Below are 13,671 nucleotides of genomic sequence, written 5' to 3' on the forward strand. Positions count from 1 at the left end.
GCTATGATTCATTGTTAAAATATAAGTCACTGAAAAATAGGAGTATTAAATCAAAATTAATTCCACACCAAAGTTCTAAATTTATCTAAATCTCGCTGTAAATATCGTTATAGACTCTTTAATAACGATTCAATCACATTTAGTTCATTCGCTAACTGCCCACCACCATACTGCACACTCTCTCATCAACAGCGAGTCACATATCATGTGCAATATACAAATTGAAAAAGTCTATACCATGGCCCTCGAGCACCAACATTCCCTTGACGCATTGAAGATGCTACAGCCCATGGTGGAGTATTCTAGAGAAACCTTTGAGCATACTATTCGTGTTTGTTTATTGTCATACCGTTTCGGGAAACATCTTGGTTTTGTCTCTAAACAGCTAGAATTGATTTTCGATGCCACACTCGTACATGATTTAGGAAAACTCAAAACACCGTTAGCTATCTTGCATAAAGTAGGGAAGCTAACACCATTAGAACGTCAAGAAATGAATCAACACGTTCAACACTCTTACACCATGGTCCGAGACGTACCACACCTTGAATACGCTTCAATCTTAGGCTCACTTCATCACGAACGATGGGATGGGAACGGCTACCCTTTAAGACTCAAAGGTGACGAAATACCTTTTGAAGCGCAAATCATTGCAATCGTGGACACGTGGGATGCAATGACATCAACACGCGCATATCGTGAAGGGATGCCTACAGAAAAAGCACTACGTATTCTTTTTGACGAAAGAATGAAAGGACAATTCAACCCAGTTCTGATCGAAAAATTTATCTCCTATATCGTTAATACGTCACGGTCAGAAGCAGCGTAGTTGAACAAACAGTATTCTAGTTGAACAAACAGTATTCTAGTTGAACAAACAGTATCCTAGTTGAACAAGCAATAGCGTAGATGCTTATACATAATATGGAAACGAAGTACACGCTAGAACCTCATGCTCAAAAGAGCTAACGACAGTACTCCAACCATCACAAAATAGGGTTAGCAGTATTTAAGCAAAGCCATATTCGAGCTTCTCTTCTAACGCTTGGACGCACAGTGTGATGGCAATCGGCGTGTTTGAGGCGAATGGGTTCAACGCATAAACCGTATTAGTGGGTAGTTGAAAGCTTGGCAAGATGTCGACCACTTTATTTGATAGCTGATGAAGATAGAAGTCAGGGATCACACCGATGCCAACGCCAGATTTGATCAAGGCAAGGCAGCTGTGAAATGAGTTAGTGGTGCAACTTGCTTGTTGTTGGTAAATAAAGTCTTGATCTGTTTGAGAAGTAAAGTGATGAGAGACTTGCTTACCTTGCCATGAGTTAGCAATGTAAGGAATAGCGTCCAGCTCACGAGAACGCAGGCTTTCAACGCCACACAACACATCTTTGAACTCGCCCAAACGTTTTTGCTTTAAGTTACTGTCACGAGAAGTTCCTACTCGTACTGCGAGATCAATATCATGCTCCATGAAATCCAAGTGCTGATCATCGCTGATCAGTTCTGGTTTTAACTTCGGGTATTGCTTCATCAAGTCTGCAATAACAGGCGCGACCAATAAATCCATCAACGCATTCGGAGCAGTAATTCGAATTCGACCTTGTGGCTCCTCTAGCTCAGCTTTGGCCATATCCCAAGCCGAGTCAGCAATCACGTTGATGTCTTTGCAACTTAAATAAAAACGCTCACCCATACTGGTCAGAGATTGCCTCCGTGTTGTGCGCTTGAGAAGTGAAGCCCCTAACTCTTGTTCCAGAATTTTGAGGTGCTGACTGACGACGGACTTAGACAACTCAAGCTTTTCAGCCGCAGCTGATACTGAACCCTGCTCTACAATATGAGCGAAAATCGACATCTGCTTTAGCTTGCTCATCTTATTGTTCTCTTTTTACATACAGTATTTTCTATTATCTCTGTTTTTCAATTTAATTTCCAAGACTAAACTTAATCCAACTTATCGAGATAACCAAATCAAAGACACAGTGTTTGAAAGAAGACTGTTATGGAGAAAAGCAATGTTAAACAACCAAGTATTAGAAGCATGTAAGAAAGGCATTAACGCATGGCAGAAGGCATTCAACAGCCAAGATGCGAAAGGTTGTGCAGATCAGTACACTGAAACGTGTGTGATGGAAGCTCGTCCATTTGGTACTTTTGAAGGTCGTGAAGCGATTCAAGCATTTTGGCAAAACATCATCGACCAAGGCTTCAAAGACGTTGATTACACAGACGTTACGTGGGAAGAGCACCCAGAAGGCGGCTACATTTTGACGGCTAGTTGGACAATGAACAAAGCGTTTGGTGTTGTGCATCGTGAGCACTGGGCACTAGAAGGGGATGGTTGCGCTCGTTTAGTCAGCGATGACTTTGAGGTTCAAGGCGAACGCTAACCTGCTCGTTTTTAAAAGAACAAGCCGCTTTAAAAAATAATGCGATAATAGTAGTTATGTCGCTAAAAATAGTTATGTCGCTAAAAAATAGTTATGTCGCTAGAAAAACAAAGGCCGGTAGTCTGAATCAGACTGCTGGCCTTCTCTTTTTATTACAGCCTGTCATCGACTGCTTACGAAAAAAACCGTTATAGTGCCGCTTTCTTCGCTTCTGTAATCCAAGCATCAAACGTATTTCGGTTCGCTTTAATCCAACCGTTAACGTGTGCTTCGATATCCGCTGAGCTGTTTTTACCTTTGCTCATCATCATGTTCTGAGCACTTACATCATTGATGTTAAGTTTGATTATTTCGAAAAGCTTCGCTGCTGATGGGTTGTTCTTAGCAAACTCTTTGTTCGCAATAATGCGCATTGAGTTCATTTCGAAGCCGTAGTTTTTACCATTAGACAAAGTAGTATCGACATCCGAACGCTCGCCAGGAAGTGAAGAGAATGGAACTTCTAACCAAACTACATCTTCGTTAGGAACCAATACACCACTCACCCAATAAGGTGTCCACGTGTAGTAAAGGACTGACTCGCCCTTTTGGTAACGTGAAATTGTATCTGCGATGATCGCTGCATAGTTACCTTGATTATGAGTAACGGTATCGTCCAATTTGAATGCAGAAATTTGGTGTTCGATGACCATCTCACAACCCCAACCTGGGTTACAGCCTGTCAGGTCTGCTTTACCATCACCGTCTGCGTCAAACAGCTTAGCGATTTTTGGATCAGTCAGTTGACCAATGTTAGTGATGTTGTATTTTTCAGCCGTTTTCTTATCGATTAGGTAACCTTGAGCGGCACCACTTACATATTGGCCTTCACGGTAGAATTTGTCATCGCCACCCGCCATTTTGTATTTATCAGCGTGTAGTGGGAACCAACCTACGGTTAGGAACGTTGCATCACCTTTTGCAATTGAGGTGTAAGCTACGTTGTAGTCCACTTCTTGTGTTGATTTCACGTCGTAACCAAGCTCTTCTAAAGCACGGTTAACAATCAGTGTTTGGAACGTTTCTTCAGCAACTGAAGATTGAACAGGCTGAACTGATACACCTTCACCCGGTAAGCTTGCAGCCCACACGTTCGTTGATACAGCCAGTGTCGAAACGATGCCAACGGCTAGCTTACTCTTCCATGAATTATTCATTGGTGTTTTTCCTTAGTTGTAGTTCTGATTGTTTACCGCGATTTAAAGCTTTTAGCACAAGGGAAACAGGCCCCATGTGATACCAGCGTAATTTTGTATTACCTGCATTTACCCCAAGAACTTGGGTAATGCGGTCAAGTAGGATTGCAAGAATAACAATGCCTAGGCCACCAACAGCGGCCAATCCCATATCCAGTCGGCCAATACCTCTCAGTACCATTTGACCTAATCCACCTACCGCAATCATTGATGCGATAACCACCATCGATAGCGACAACATTAGTGTTTGGTTTACGCCCGCCATAATGGTTGGCAATGCCAGTGGCAGTTGAATTCGATATAGCATCTGCTTTTTGCTTGCACCGAATGAGTGACCCGCTTCGATCAAATCTTCCGGCACCTGTTGAATACCCAAGATAGTCAAACGTACAACAGGAGGAAGTGCGAATATGATGGTCACCACCACACCCGGAACGTTACCGATACCAAACAACATTACGATGGGTACAAGATAAACGAAGGCTGGCGTCGTTTGCATGGCGTCGAGAATTGGGCGTACGAATTTAGCCGCAGTATTACTACGCGCGAGCCATATCCCCATGGGTAAGCCAATCAATAGGCAGAAGAATACCGATGTCATGACCAGTGAAAGTGTGGTCATCGCTTCAGACCAAGCGCCAATCAAGCCAATAAAAGTCAAAGAAACGGCTGTAGCCAAACCAAGCTTCAAGTTTGAAAACTGCCATGCGACGAGAAACAAAATGATCAACATGAATGGTGCAGGTGTCGACACCAACGCCGTTTCAAATGAACTTAAAATGAAATCGATAGGCACACGGATTGCTTGAAACAATGGACGTCCGTGCTCAACTAACCAATTCAGCCCTGATTCAACCCAAGTGTCGACGGGCAGAACTGCTTCTGCAAAAGGGTTAAGCGGATCAAAAGGTGTCGTTTCGACTGTTTCGCTGCTTAACCAATCCGTAGATGGCGCAGTCTCAGTTGTTTGCCCCCAAGGATCACTTGCTGGTTGAGTAGATGGAGCTGCTTGCGACCATGGGTCATTATTTGTTTGTTCCGACGACATGATCTACCCCTTATCCAATGTTTGTAGAAGTCGTGATTTAGTCACCACGCCAAAGTAATTACCTTGCTCGTCCACAACAGGAACGGAATAAGGCACACCGCCAACAAGGCCAAGCACATCATTGATTGGTAAATCTGGATTCAGAGTTAAGCCATCACTTAGCTGAGCGCTAACCAAAGATTTGTTCTCTTTGTGGGCTTTACGAAGGGAGTCGATAGAAACAATGCCTGAGTAGTGACTGCTCTTCTCAACAACGATGCCATATTCACGGTCGTTATCCATCAAGATTTGCAGAGCCGAAGCTGGACCATCGTGCTCAGATTTCTTAAATACCGCTGCCGGCTTCTTACGCGCAATATCTTTCACAGTAAGCACGCTTGCGACATTCACACCACGGAAGAAAGCTTCAACGTAGTCGTTCGCTGGGCTGTTTAAGATCTCGTCAGGAGTACCGACTTGAACCACTTCGCCATTTTGCATAATCGCAATTCGATCACCGATACGCATCGCTTCATCCAAATCATGTGAGATGAAAACAATGGTTCGTTTATCGTCATTTTGCAGTCGAATTAACTCGTCTTGCATTTCAGTACGAATCAAAGGATCGAGTGCAGAAAATGCTTCGTCCATTAACAAAATATCAGGGTCACATGCTAAGGCGCGAGCCAAACCAACACGCTGCTTCATACCACCAGACAGTTCATCTGGGTAAGACTCCGAATACGCGCCAAGGCCAACTCGTTCTAACGCGGCCAGTGCTGACTCTTTTCGTTTATCTACATCAACACCCGCAAGCTCAAGGCCAAACGCGGCGTTTTCGATCACAGTCATGTGAGGCATCAATGCGAAATTTTGGAAAACCATGGAGATGTTATTGCGGCGAACTTCGCGGAGTTCATCTTCTGAGATGTGGGCAATATCTTTGCCTCGTAAAAGCACATTGCCTTTGGTAGGTTCAATCAAGCGGTTAAGAAGGCGTACTAGGGTTGATTTGCCAGATCCTGACAGTCCCATTATGACGAAAATCTCGCCTTCTTGAATACTAAGAGAAACATCGTTAACGCCGATCGTTAGACCTGTTTCTTCGAAAACTTTGTCTTTGTCCGCACCTTGATTAATCATCGTAAAAGCACGGTCGGTGTCTTCACCAAACACCTTGTACAGTCCCTTAACTTCCAGTATGGGATCCATGTAATCTAATCCTTTCTTAGTTATTTAAACTAATAGTTATTTAAACTTGAAACCGGTTATTTAAACTCAAAAACGGTTGTTTAAACTTTAAAATGGTTATTTAAACCCGAAAAACGATTAGCACTCTAAGCAATTAACCCATGCAAATCAAGGGGCATCGTTCTGTAAAGTCTATAAAAAACCGTTAAAACCCCAGCCCAAACAAAGGTCAAACACCAAGCCAAGATAAAGCAAAATATTGATAATAAAGAAATTTAAATCACATTCAACACCTGCGACATTATGTATTACTTACTGATAGATTATTGAATATTTATTTTACATCAGAACAATTAATAGGCTAAATAGACCAGAAACATGCACAAATAGTTCGTGTACAAATAATTCGAATACAAACCAATTAAGAGGATTTAAACGCCACCAAGACCGGTAAATTAACACCATTACGAGGCGCGCACTCCCAATGACTTTTACACACATATGAAGGACAATCTGGATAGAGTCCGTCCAATCAGGCACAGATCAGATTGATACCTTCATCTCCGATATAGAAGACATAACACCAACTGTGATACTTGCTGCAAACTGTCAAAAGTCGATTACCCAGGCCGAAAGACAACTTGTAGAGTACACATTGCTGATCCATTCTTTATCTAAAGGCTGGATACTCTTTCGGACGGATAAAAGGACAGGTATTAGAATGATAAAAATGCTGGTGTGTGACTTTGATGGAACGCTTGATGGCGGCTCGTCTCATGGGGTTGATCAGTTGTTTAACTACTTAACAAAACAACCGGATATCCGCTTTATCATCGCGACAGGTAGAACACTGCCGTCAATTCGAGTTGGGTTGGCGTCTGATAACTACCCGAAACCACACAGTATTATCAGCGATGTTGGTACTAGAATTCATCATGTTCATTCCCAAAAACCAGACCATGTTTGGCACAACCAATTAGAAGCGTCGTGGAACAAATCCAAAGTAGAGACAGCACTCGCACCACTCGACTTTATGGGCGAACGCTTTGAAAATCATCAAGGTGATTACAAGATTACTTTTGAAGGGAAGCTGTCTGAGCCTCAACATGAGCTGATCGCATCTCGTCTGGAATCACACGGTTTAGATGTACACCTTACTTATTCCCACGATTGGTACTTAGATATCACGCCTAAGGGTGTCAACAAGGCCACAGCGATTCATCATCTACTTAAACAACATCAATTAAGCATTGAAGAGGTATGCGTGGCTGGCGATTCAGCGAACGACACCTCGATGCTAACCATAGATGGCGTAAATTCAATATTGGTCGCGAATCATTACCCTGAGATCGCTCACCTCTCCGATCGAGATAACGTATACACCAGCAGAGCAACACATGCAGAGGGCGTGTTAGAGGGGCTCAGATACTGGCAAAGGCGAGCGTCGAATATCCGATAAACGCCAGTTCGCCATTAACACCAGATTCGAATCAAACAGGCTTCTAGCCCTACTTCCAGCCTGGGAGCCAATTTTGATTATCAGTAAGGTCTCGCCAATTGATGTCTTCTTCTCGTTTGGTCATTACCGCCTCTATCATACAGCGCACTACCTCCCCTTCATCAAATTCAACTTCTGTGACCATAAAGTGCTTTTCTTTCTTCAAAGGGCTAACGGCCGTCCATTTACTGCGAAGTAGTTTCTTTGGATTGATTCGATTCATTGATTCCCCTATCTGGCTTGGTAGTTGTTACTGTTCGTTAGTACTTTATCTATAATCCTCAAAGAGTTAAAAAGATCACTTCAAGTTAAAAAAGCCCACGATTCAAACCCAGGTAAGTCATAACTAAAATCAATAAAACAAATCGTAAACTCGATACAATAGTTGTCACCAGAACAGAAACCTACTTCCCATGAGCCAAACAGAACTCCAGCAAAAAATAGCGAGTTTCACCTCCATCGAACAAGCGCTTGATTACTTTGAAATTGGGTTTGATAGCAAGTTCATCGAGCAAAACAGAATCGAGCTCGTTAAACGATTTAATGGTTATCTGATTCTTGCGAAACCCGATGATTGGTTTTCTGGACGAAGAGCATTGAAAAACGCTTACTGCAAGGTGCAACGTAGCAAGTTAGATCGCCACACACGTTCTGCCTGCCGCGGGTGTACCACTTGCCAGCGCCGATAGTTAGAAGCTGGGTTGCTGAAAAATAGACAACTAAAAAGTAGATAGTTGAAATAACATCTCATTACGATTTAGTTAGTGGTTTGCTCGAAAAAAAGTGTGCTAGTCTTATGGCAACTCAACTACGAGATAAAAACTACAATGAAAATTTTCAGCAATTTCGAAAGCGGCAACATTCACGTCGTTTCAGCAGATTCACCACAAAACATTCAACTGACTATCCCAGCAGACAACCAGACTGAAATCTCTCAGTGGTTTCACTTCCGTTTAGAAAGCGATGCTCAACAAGCACACCACTTTGAAATCGGTCAATTGGCAACGTCTGCATACCCTGAAGGCTGGAAAGATTACGATGTAGTTGCATCGTACGACCGTGAAGAATGGTTCCGTATTCCATCTCAATTCGATGGCGACACATTAAGTTTCGATATCATTCCTGAACACGATTCAATGTACTTCGCGTACTTCGCACCGTACTCATACGATCGTCATCAAGACCTTCTGCACAGCGCACAAACGCACCCTGCTTGTAAACTTGAAACATTGGGTCACACATTAGACAACAACGACATCACTTTGCTAACCATCGGTGAGCCAAGTGCAGAGAAGAAAAACATCTGGGTCATTGGTCGCCAACACCCTGGCGAGACCATGGCTGAATGGTTGATCGAAGGTCTGCTACAACGCTTGCTTGATGAAACAAATACAGTAGGTCGTTCACTGCTAGACAGCGTTGTATTCCGCGTTGTTCCTAACATGAACCCAGATGGCAGCATCCGTGGTCACCTGCGTACTAACGCAATTGGCGTTAACCTAAACCGTGAATGGCAGTCACCTTCTATGGAACGTAGCCCTGAGGTTTTCCTTGTACGTGAGCGCATGCTAGAAACTGGCGTTGACCTGTGTCTAGACATTCACGGCGACGAAGCAATCCCGTATAACTTTGTAGCGGGCAGCGAAGGCACACCTTCATACAACGAGCGCATTGCTAAGCTAGAGAATCACTTCAAGCAAGCTCTTCTGACTATCACGCCAGAGTTCCAAGATGAATTTGGTTACGATAAAGACGAACCGGGCAAAGCAAATATGACAGTCGGTACAAACTGGATCGGCGAACAGTTCAAGTGTTTGGCATACACTGTCGAGATGCCATTTAAAGATCACATCAGCCACGCTGACGAACTGTACGGTTGGTCTCCAGAGCGCAGTGTTGCATTTGGTCACGACATGCTAGCAGCGGTTTGGGCAACAGTAGACGAGCTATAAGATGAAACAAACTCGTTAGTTTGTCGTTAGAAACAGTTTGTCTTTATAGTTCATATAGATAACAAAGCCCAGTACTCGTCAAAGTGCTGGGCTTTTTATATCAGATAACTGTGAGTTACTTGGGGTTTTAGGCGTTTAGATGCTTTGCTTATGCCACTCTGAGGTTCGCGAAGAAAACCGGGTACCTTTGCCTAATGTGTCGTTGTTCAGCCACCATATCTTTAAAGCTTGGACCTTGTGATAACTGAACGATAACTTCGTCCCCTTCTTGTCGTAACACCGCACCACTAATATTGATACTGTTGTTGTCATGCAACCTTAGGGTGCCTGCCATTGAAAAGCCGCGATAAACAGGAATGATGTTACGCACCATTAGGCGTACGCCCTTTTCAGACACTTCACTGACATGAAAAAGTTCATCTTTGATTCGTATCACCGGGCGCGCCTTTTTGGGATACTTCAGGCGGTAATACTCACGTTTCTGGGTGAATGACTCTTCACTCATCGATGACTCCCTGTCTCTATGTTTATTTCTATTTATTAAAACACAAGCTAGTAAAACAACTCAAAAATACCCAATACCGTTGGCTCTAATCATCCTTTTAACTTCTAATCTAGATTCAAAACAGAGATGCCAACCAAATGGATAACTAATAATTATATCGACTTTATGACCAATTGCTTTAGGTTTTTACTACAAAATATCCATAGCCCTTGGGGTTCAATAAAAAATGAGATGTAAGTCGTCTATCTCAAGTTTGATTTCCCTATATTGAGATTAAAGGGCAAGCTGAAGTTTACCGATAAACTGATTTCCTAACTTTTGACGTCCTGTTAAACTCCACCTCCCTTTTGATACGTGGTTCATTTATGTCATTTGATAACCTAACCCTTAACCCAAAAACCGTCGCGGCCATCCCTTCTCTATTCGCTAAACCGACAGAGATACAACAAGCGGTAATTCCTACAATTATTGCGGGGAAAGACGTGCTGGCGTTGGCTCAGACGGGTAGCGGAAAAACGTTGGCATTCGGCTTACCTTTGCTGAACAACATCAAGCATGATGTAAATGAACTGCAAGCGCTGGTTATCGTTCCAACACGAGAACTTGCGTCTCAAGTTGCGGAGTCTTTAGAACCGATCGCGACAGCGCTCGATATCAAAATGGTAACGCTAACGGGCGGTGTGAATACAGATGAGCAACAGCAACAATTAGCATCTAAGCCACGATTGGCAATCGCCACACCGGGACGCTTGCTTGCTGTTATCAAGAGCGGCGAATTGGAGTTAACTCAATGTCTATCCTTGGTTCTTGATGAAGCAGACCGATTAATCGACATGGGCTTTTGGCCAGATATTCAAGCGATCACCGAAGCTCTGCCAGCGAAGCGCCAGTCATTGCTATTCTCAGCAACACTTCCTCCAGAGTTGGTTAATCAAGCTGAAACGCTTTTATCAAACCCAGAGAAGATCACGACTCACCAAGAAAATAGCGTTGTCGAAACTATTGAAGAAACACTGTATCTCGTGAACAAAGGCAGTAAGGCTCAAGCACTGATTGCTCTGCTTAATCAGAACCAATGGCCACAGGTGTTGGTTTTTATTGGCGCCAAGGACAATGCAGACGCATTAACTAAGCGATTAAACAAAGCTAAGATCAGCGTGAGTGCGTTACATGGCAACAAGAGCCAAGAAGAACGAGCGCAGACGTTAGAGAGTTTCAAAAATGGCGAAACTCGCGTGCTTATCGCAACCGATGTGATGGCTCGTGGCATTCATATTGATCAGCTACCTGTTGTGATCAACTTTGAGTTACCTTCTCACTCTGCAACTTATGTACATCGCGTAGGAAGAACGGCGAGAGCAGGAAGCGCAGGCTGTGCTATCTCGTTGGTTAGCCACAGTGAAAACGAGCACCTCAATGCGATTCGAACTCTGACCAATAAGCCACTGCCGCTGCAATCGTTGGAAGGTTTCCCTGTAACGGATAAACCGGCATCAGAATCAACAGCTCGTAAGCGTCCGCCAAAAGACAAAATGGCCAACCGACGAACAGCAAAAAAGAAAAGCATCAAACAATTTAAGAGCAAACCAAGCAGCTCAAAGTAACCAGAAATAGCTTTAAGTAACCAGAAATAGAATAATTAGCTCAGTTTTTACTGGGCTTTTTCATATGCAATCAAACATAAAATCACACCCAAAAACTGCTCTAAACATGCCAACTTAAATGACACTTTTGTGAATTATGATGCCAACGTATTGATTCTTGGTTGCTCAAAAAAAATACTCTTAAATCACGTTGACGCCCCTATATCTGGCAACTAGATTTTTCTATTAGTGTCTAAAACAGGAGGTCATTAAAATGAAACGTGCTAGCTCTGCATATCGATTACAACTGATTAAGGAAGTGGCAACCCGCCGAGATCGTCAACATTGCAATGACCCGATGGCAAACTACATACAAACCCTAATAGATAACAAAGATGACTGCGATACTTCGGTTGAACGTAACCAGAGATTCAGTGGCAGCCATTTTGATGAGCACATAGGTGGTTGGGTTAGCGACCACTGGGGTAGCAAGTAGGCAAATACGTTAATAAGCTAATAAGCTAATAAGCCGCTAGTTTAACCGCTGTAGAATTTATCTCCGCATTAACCTATCATCTGCAACAATTTCCTTTCATTGAGTAAGCAGAAAGTGTCTGAGTTAAAAAGAGAAAAAGAAGTGATGGTTGCCTTCCAAGTGATCCCTCGCGTTAAAGAAGGCAACAATTTCGAAGTTGTTGATAAAGCCATTGAAGTGGTAAAAGCGGCCGATGTTCCATTCCAAGTCGGCGCAATGGAAACCACGATGAAAGGTGAACTCAACCAACTCCTCGATATCGTTAAAAAAGCAGAACAAGCTTGCTACGATGCAGGGGCTGTAGAAGTGATCACAAACATTAAAATTCACAGTAAAACCACCGAAGCCGATGATACATTTTGCACGTACCATCGTGGTGTAACGAAAGCGAATCACATGTTTGTTTAGCAATATGTTTATTTAAGAAAACAGGGCTTTAAGAAAGACTCTGAAGAACCAGCGGTATTATTGAAAAGGCATGTCTGAAAGGTGAGAAAGGATTTCCATTCGCTCTTCTTCTGACATCGAATACCAATCACGCGGAGTCTCTTCAGGGTCATCTTTCGCCCCGATTGGTTTTCGATCCAGTGCTTCAACTGGCTCTTTTTTGAATTTTCCGTTCTTATTATTCATACCGACACCACTCCTTCAGGTACCTACCTTAATATTACACCCCAACCATTATGTAAAGTAATAGTTACCTCGAGGTTAAATGAAATCTCAATACTTCCTCTTTAGCCGAAAAGATCTCTTTGGGGACTTGTACTTCCCTCTTCGTCGACCGAGTTACCAACCAAGTTTTTTTGCTTCATTATTTTTCTTCTATAGCGTTGACGACACAGCTTTATGACGTGTAACTGTTCTGACGGCGTCATCGACATCCAATTAAAGCGCTCCTCCCTTTTACGCATACAGCCATTGCAATAGCCTTTGTCATCGCTTGAGCAAACCCCAACGCAAGGGCTTGGAACTTGGAAAAACTCTAACTGCTCCACCGCGCCTCCTTACATATTCAAAATTACGCTTACTATCTCAAAAACAAGCGATTAATTTGTCGCCTAGCTCATGAAATCCATACTAAACTATGACCTTATACTGACACATATAGTGTTTTGTAAACTATACTTTGAACCTATCAAGTTACATATATTCAGTAACTTCGTTCTTTCCTTTGGAGCCTTACAATATGAAGTTTAGTTCAAAAAAATTACTAGCAGTAGCCGCTTTACCTATGATGCTAGCAGCATGCACAACAACAGGTGATAACGCGATGCAAGTAACACCAACCGATCTACAGCACCATAATTGGGAACTTGCGCAAATTGATGGCAAGGACATTGAGAAAAGCGAACATCAAGCAACACCTCGTCTAGAGATCGGCGAAAAGATGACGGCCAACGGCATGGCTGGTTGTAACAATTTCTTCGGTCAAGGCGAACTAAAAGACGGTCAATTCCGCATTAAGCAAATGGGCATGACAATGAAAATGTGTCACGGCTCAGCAATGGAAATCGAACAATCGGTTTCCGCTACTCTAAGCGAGTGGAGCGACGTAACACTAACAAACGATACGCTAGTACTGAAAAACGATGTACACACGCTAACCTACACAATTCGTGACTGGGTAAACTAATCCGTCATCGAAACCAAAGATTGATTAAAGGAGCCCTAGTGGCTCCTTTTTTATTGCTTTCTTACACTCATGACTCCTTCAAAACTGACACTCATCGCTTACTTTTCGAACCAAGCCCA

At 43.0% G+C, this 13,671-nt stretch carries 17 protein-coding genes; 9 read left to right on the forward strand and 8 right to left on the reverse strand.

Features of this window, described 5'->3' with window-relative positions; genetic code table 11:
* Positions 1 to 238: 238 nt before the first annotated feature.
* On the forward strand, positions 239 to 829 hold the full coding sequence (locus AB4407_RS06090; protein WP_372119591.1) for an HD-GYP domain-containing protein: 591 nt from the start codon (positions 239 to 241) through the stop codon (positions 827 to 829).
* Positions 830 to 1,009: 180 nt separating this feature from the next.
* Here AB4407_RS06090 and AB4407_RS06095 read toward each other — a convergent pair whose 3' ends face one another.
* On the reverse strand, positions 1,010 to 1,876 hold the full coding sequence (locus AB4407_RS06095; protein WP_372119593.1) for a LysR family transcriptional regulator: 867 nt from the start codon (positions 1,874 to 1,876) through the stop codon (positions 1,010 to 1,012).
* Positions 1,877 to 2,018: 142 nt separating this feature from the next.
* On the opposite strand from AB4407_RS06095, the gene AB4407_RS06100 reads away from it, so the two are divergent.
* Positions 2,019 to 2,393: a nuclear transport factor 2 family protein gene (locus tag AB4407_RS06100; protein ID WP_372119595.1), complete on the forward strand. Its 375-nt coding sequence runs from the start codon at positions 2,019 to 2,021 to the stop codon at positions 2,391 to 2,393.
* Between the two features lie 188 nt (positions 2,394 to 2,581).
* Here the strand turns inward: AB4407_RS06100 and proX are convergent, their stop codons facing one another.
* From proX to proV, 3 genes are read right to left on the reverse strand one after another with little or no spacing between them, the layout of a single operon-like run.
* On the reverse strand, positions 2,582 to 3,589 hold the full coding sequence (gene proX, locus AB4407_RS06105; RefSeq protein WP_372119597.1) for a glycine betaine/L-proline ABC transporter substrate-binding protein ProX: 1,008 nt from the start codon (positions 3,587 to 3,589) through the stop codon (positions 2,582 to 2,584).
* Positions 3,582 to 4,676, reverse strand: a complete 1,095-nt coding sequence (gene proW, locus AB4407_RS06110; RefSeq protein WP_372119599.1) for a glycine betaine/L-proline ABC transporter permease ProW — start codon at positions 4,674 to 4,676, stop codon at positions 3,582 to 3,584. Before proW ends, proX begins: the two co-directional genes overlap by 8 nt.
* A gap of 3 nt (positions 4,677 to 4,679) precedes the next feature.
* Positions 4,680 to 5,867 (reverse strand): glycine betaine/L-proline ABC transporter ATP-binding protein ProV, encoded by a 1,188-nt coding sequence (gene proV, locus AB4407_RS06115; RefSeq protein WP_019824229.1) that lies wholly within the window; start codon positions 5,865 to 5,867, stop codon positions 4,680 to 4,682.
* A 700-nt stretch (positions 5,868 to 6,567) separates the two neighbouring features.
* On the opposite strand from proV, the gene AB4407_RS06120 reads away from it, so the two are divergent.
* Positions 6,568 to 7,305, forward strand: coding sequence for an HAD-IIB family hydrolase (locus AB4407_RS06120; RefSeq protein WP_372119602.1), 738 nt, complete (start codon positions 6,568 to 6,570; stop codon positions 7,303 to 7,305).
* Positions 7,306 to 7,354: 49 nt separating this feature from the next.
* On the opposite strand, the gene AB4407_RS06125 is transcribed toward AB4407_RS06120, so the two are convergent.
* Positions 7,355 to 7,567, reverse strand: a complete 213-nt coding sequence (locus tag AB4407_RS06125) for a TIGR02450 family Trp-rich protein (protein WP_372119604.1) — start codon at positions 7,565 to 7,567, stop codon at positions 7,355 to 7,357.
* A gap of 190 nt (positions 7,568 to 7,757) precedes the next feature.
* Here AB4407_RS06125 and AB4407_RS06130 point away from each other — a divergent pair, with 190 nt between their 5' ends.
* Both AB4407_RS06130 and AB4407_RS06135 read left to right on the forward strand, forming a co-directional pair.
* On the forward strand, positions 7,758 to 8,033 hold the full coding sequence (locus tag AB4407_RS06130) for a nitrogenase-stabilizing/protective protein NifW (protein ID WP_123305333.1): 276 nt from the start codon (positions 7,758 to 7,760) through the stop codon (positions 8,031 to 8,033).
* 138 nt (positions 8,034 to 8,171) lie between these two features.
* The gene (locus tag AB4407_RS06135; protein WP_372119606.1) at positions 8,172 to 9,296 is read left to right on the forward strand and encodes a M14-type cytosolic carboxypeptidase; all 1,125 of its coding nucleotides are present in this window, start codon (positions 8,172 to 8,174) and stop codon (positions 9,294 to 9,296) included.
* A gap of 148 nt (positions 9,297 to 9,444) precedes the next feature.
* On the opposite strand, the gene AB4407_RS06140 is transcribed toward AB4407_RS06135, so the two are convergent.
* A complete protein-coding gene (locus AB4407_RS06140; RefSeq protein WP_372119608.1) occupies positions 9,445 to 9,801 on the reverse strand; it encodes a PilZ domain-containing protein in 357 nt (118 codons plus the stop codon).
* 365 nt (positions 9,802 to 10,166) lie between these two features.
* Here AB4407_RS06140 and AB4407_RS06145 point away from each other — a divergent pair, with 365 nt between their 5' ends.
* The 3 genes from AB4407_RS06145 to AB4407_RS06155 all read left to right on the forward strand — a co-directional run bounded on the left by AB4407_RS06145 (position 10,167) and on the right by AB4407_RS06155 (position 12,327).
* Complete coding sequence (locus AB4407_RS06145; protein WP_372119611.1) at positions 10,167 to 11,405, forward strand: DEAD/DEAH box helicase; 1,239 nt, start codon at positions 10,167 to 10,169, stop codon at positions 11,403 to 11,405.
* Between the two features lie 253 nt (positions 11,406 to 11,658).
* Positions 11,659 to 11,880 carry a hypothetical protein gene (locus AB4407_RS06150; RefSeq protein WP_372119613.1) on the forward strand — a complete coding sequence of 74 codons (222 nt, stop codon included), beginning with the start codon at positions 11,659 to 11,661 and terminating at the stop codon, positions 11,878 to 11,880.
* A gap of 144 nt (positions 11,881 to 12,024) precedes the next feature.
* A complete protein-coding gene (locus AB4407_RS06155; RefSeq protein ID WP_017065764.1) occupies positions 12,025 to 12,327 on the forward strand; it encodes a thiamine-binding protein in 303 nt (100 codons plus the stop codon).
* Positions 12,328 to 12,384: 57 nt separating this feature from the next.
* Here AB4407_RS06155 and AB4407_RS06160 read toward each other — a convergent pair whose 3' ends face one another.
* Positions 12,385 to 12,552, reverse strand: coding sequence for a hypothetical protein (locus AB4407_RS06160; protein ID WP_372119615.1), 168 nt, complete (start codon positions 12,550 to 12,552; stop codon positions 12,385 to 12,387).
* Between the two features lie 101 nt (positions 12,553 to 12,653).
* Positions 12,654 to 12,914: a DUF1289 domain-containing protein gene (locus AB4407_RS06165; RefSeq protein WP_009846445.1), complete on the reverse strand. Its 261-nt coding sequence runs from the start codon at positions 12,912 to 12,914 to the stop codon at positions 12,654 to 12,656.
* Between the two features lie 191 nt (positions 12,915 to 13,105).
* Between AB4407_RS06165 and AB4407_RS06170 the strand changes: the two genes are divergently transcribed.
* The gene (locus AB4407_RS06170; RefSeq protein WP_372119617.1) at positions 13,106 to 13,552 is read left to right on the forward strand and encodes an META domain-containing protein; all 447 of its coding nucleotides are present in this window, start codon (positions 13,106 to 13,108) and stop codon (positions 13,550 to 13,552) included.
* The last annotated feature ends 119 nt before the right edge of the window (positions 13,553 to 13,671 follow it).

The organism is Vibrio sp. 10N.261.46.E11 (genome assembly GCF_041472735.1).
Classification (GTDB): domain Bacteria; phylum Pseudomonadota; class Gammaproteobacteria; order Enterobacterales; family Vibrionaceae; genus Vibrio.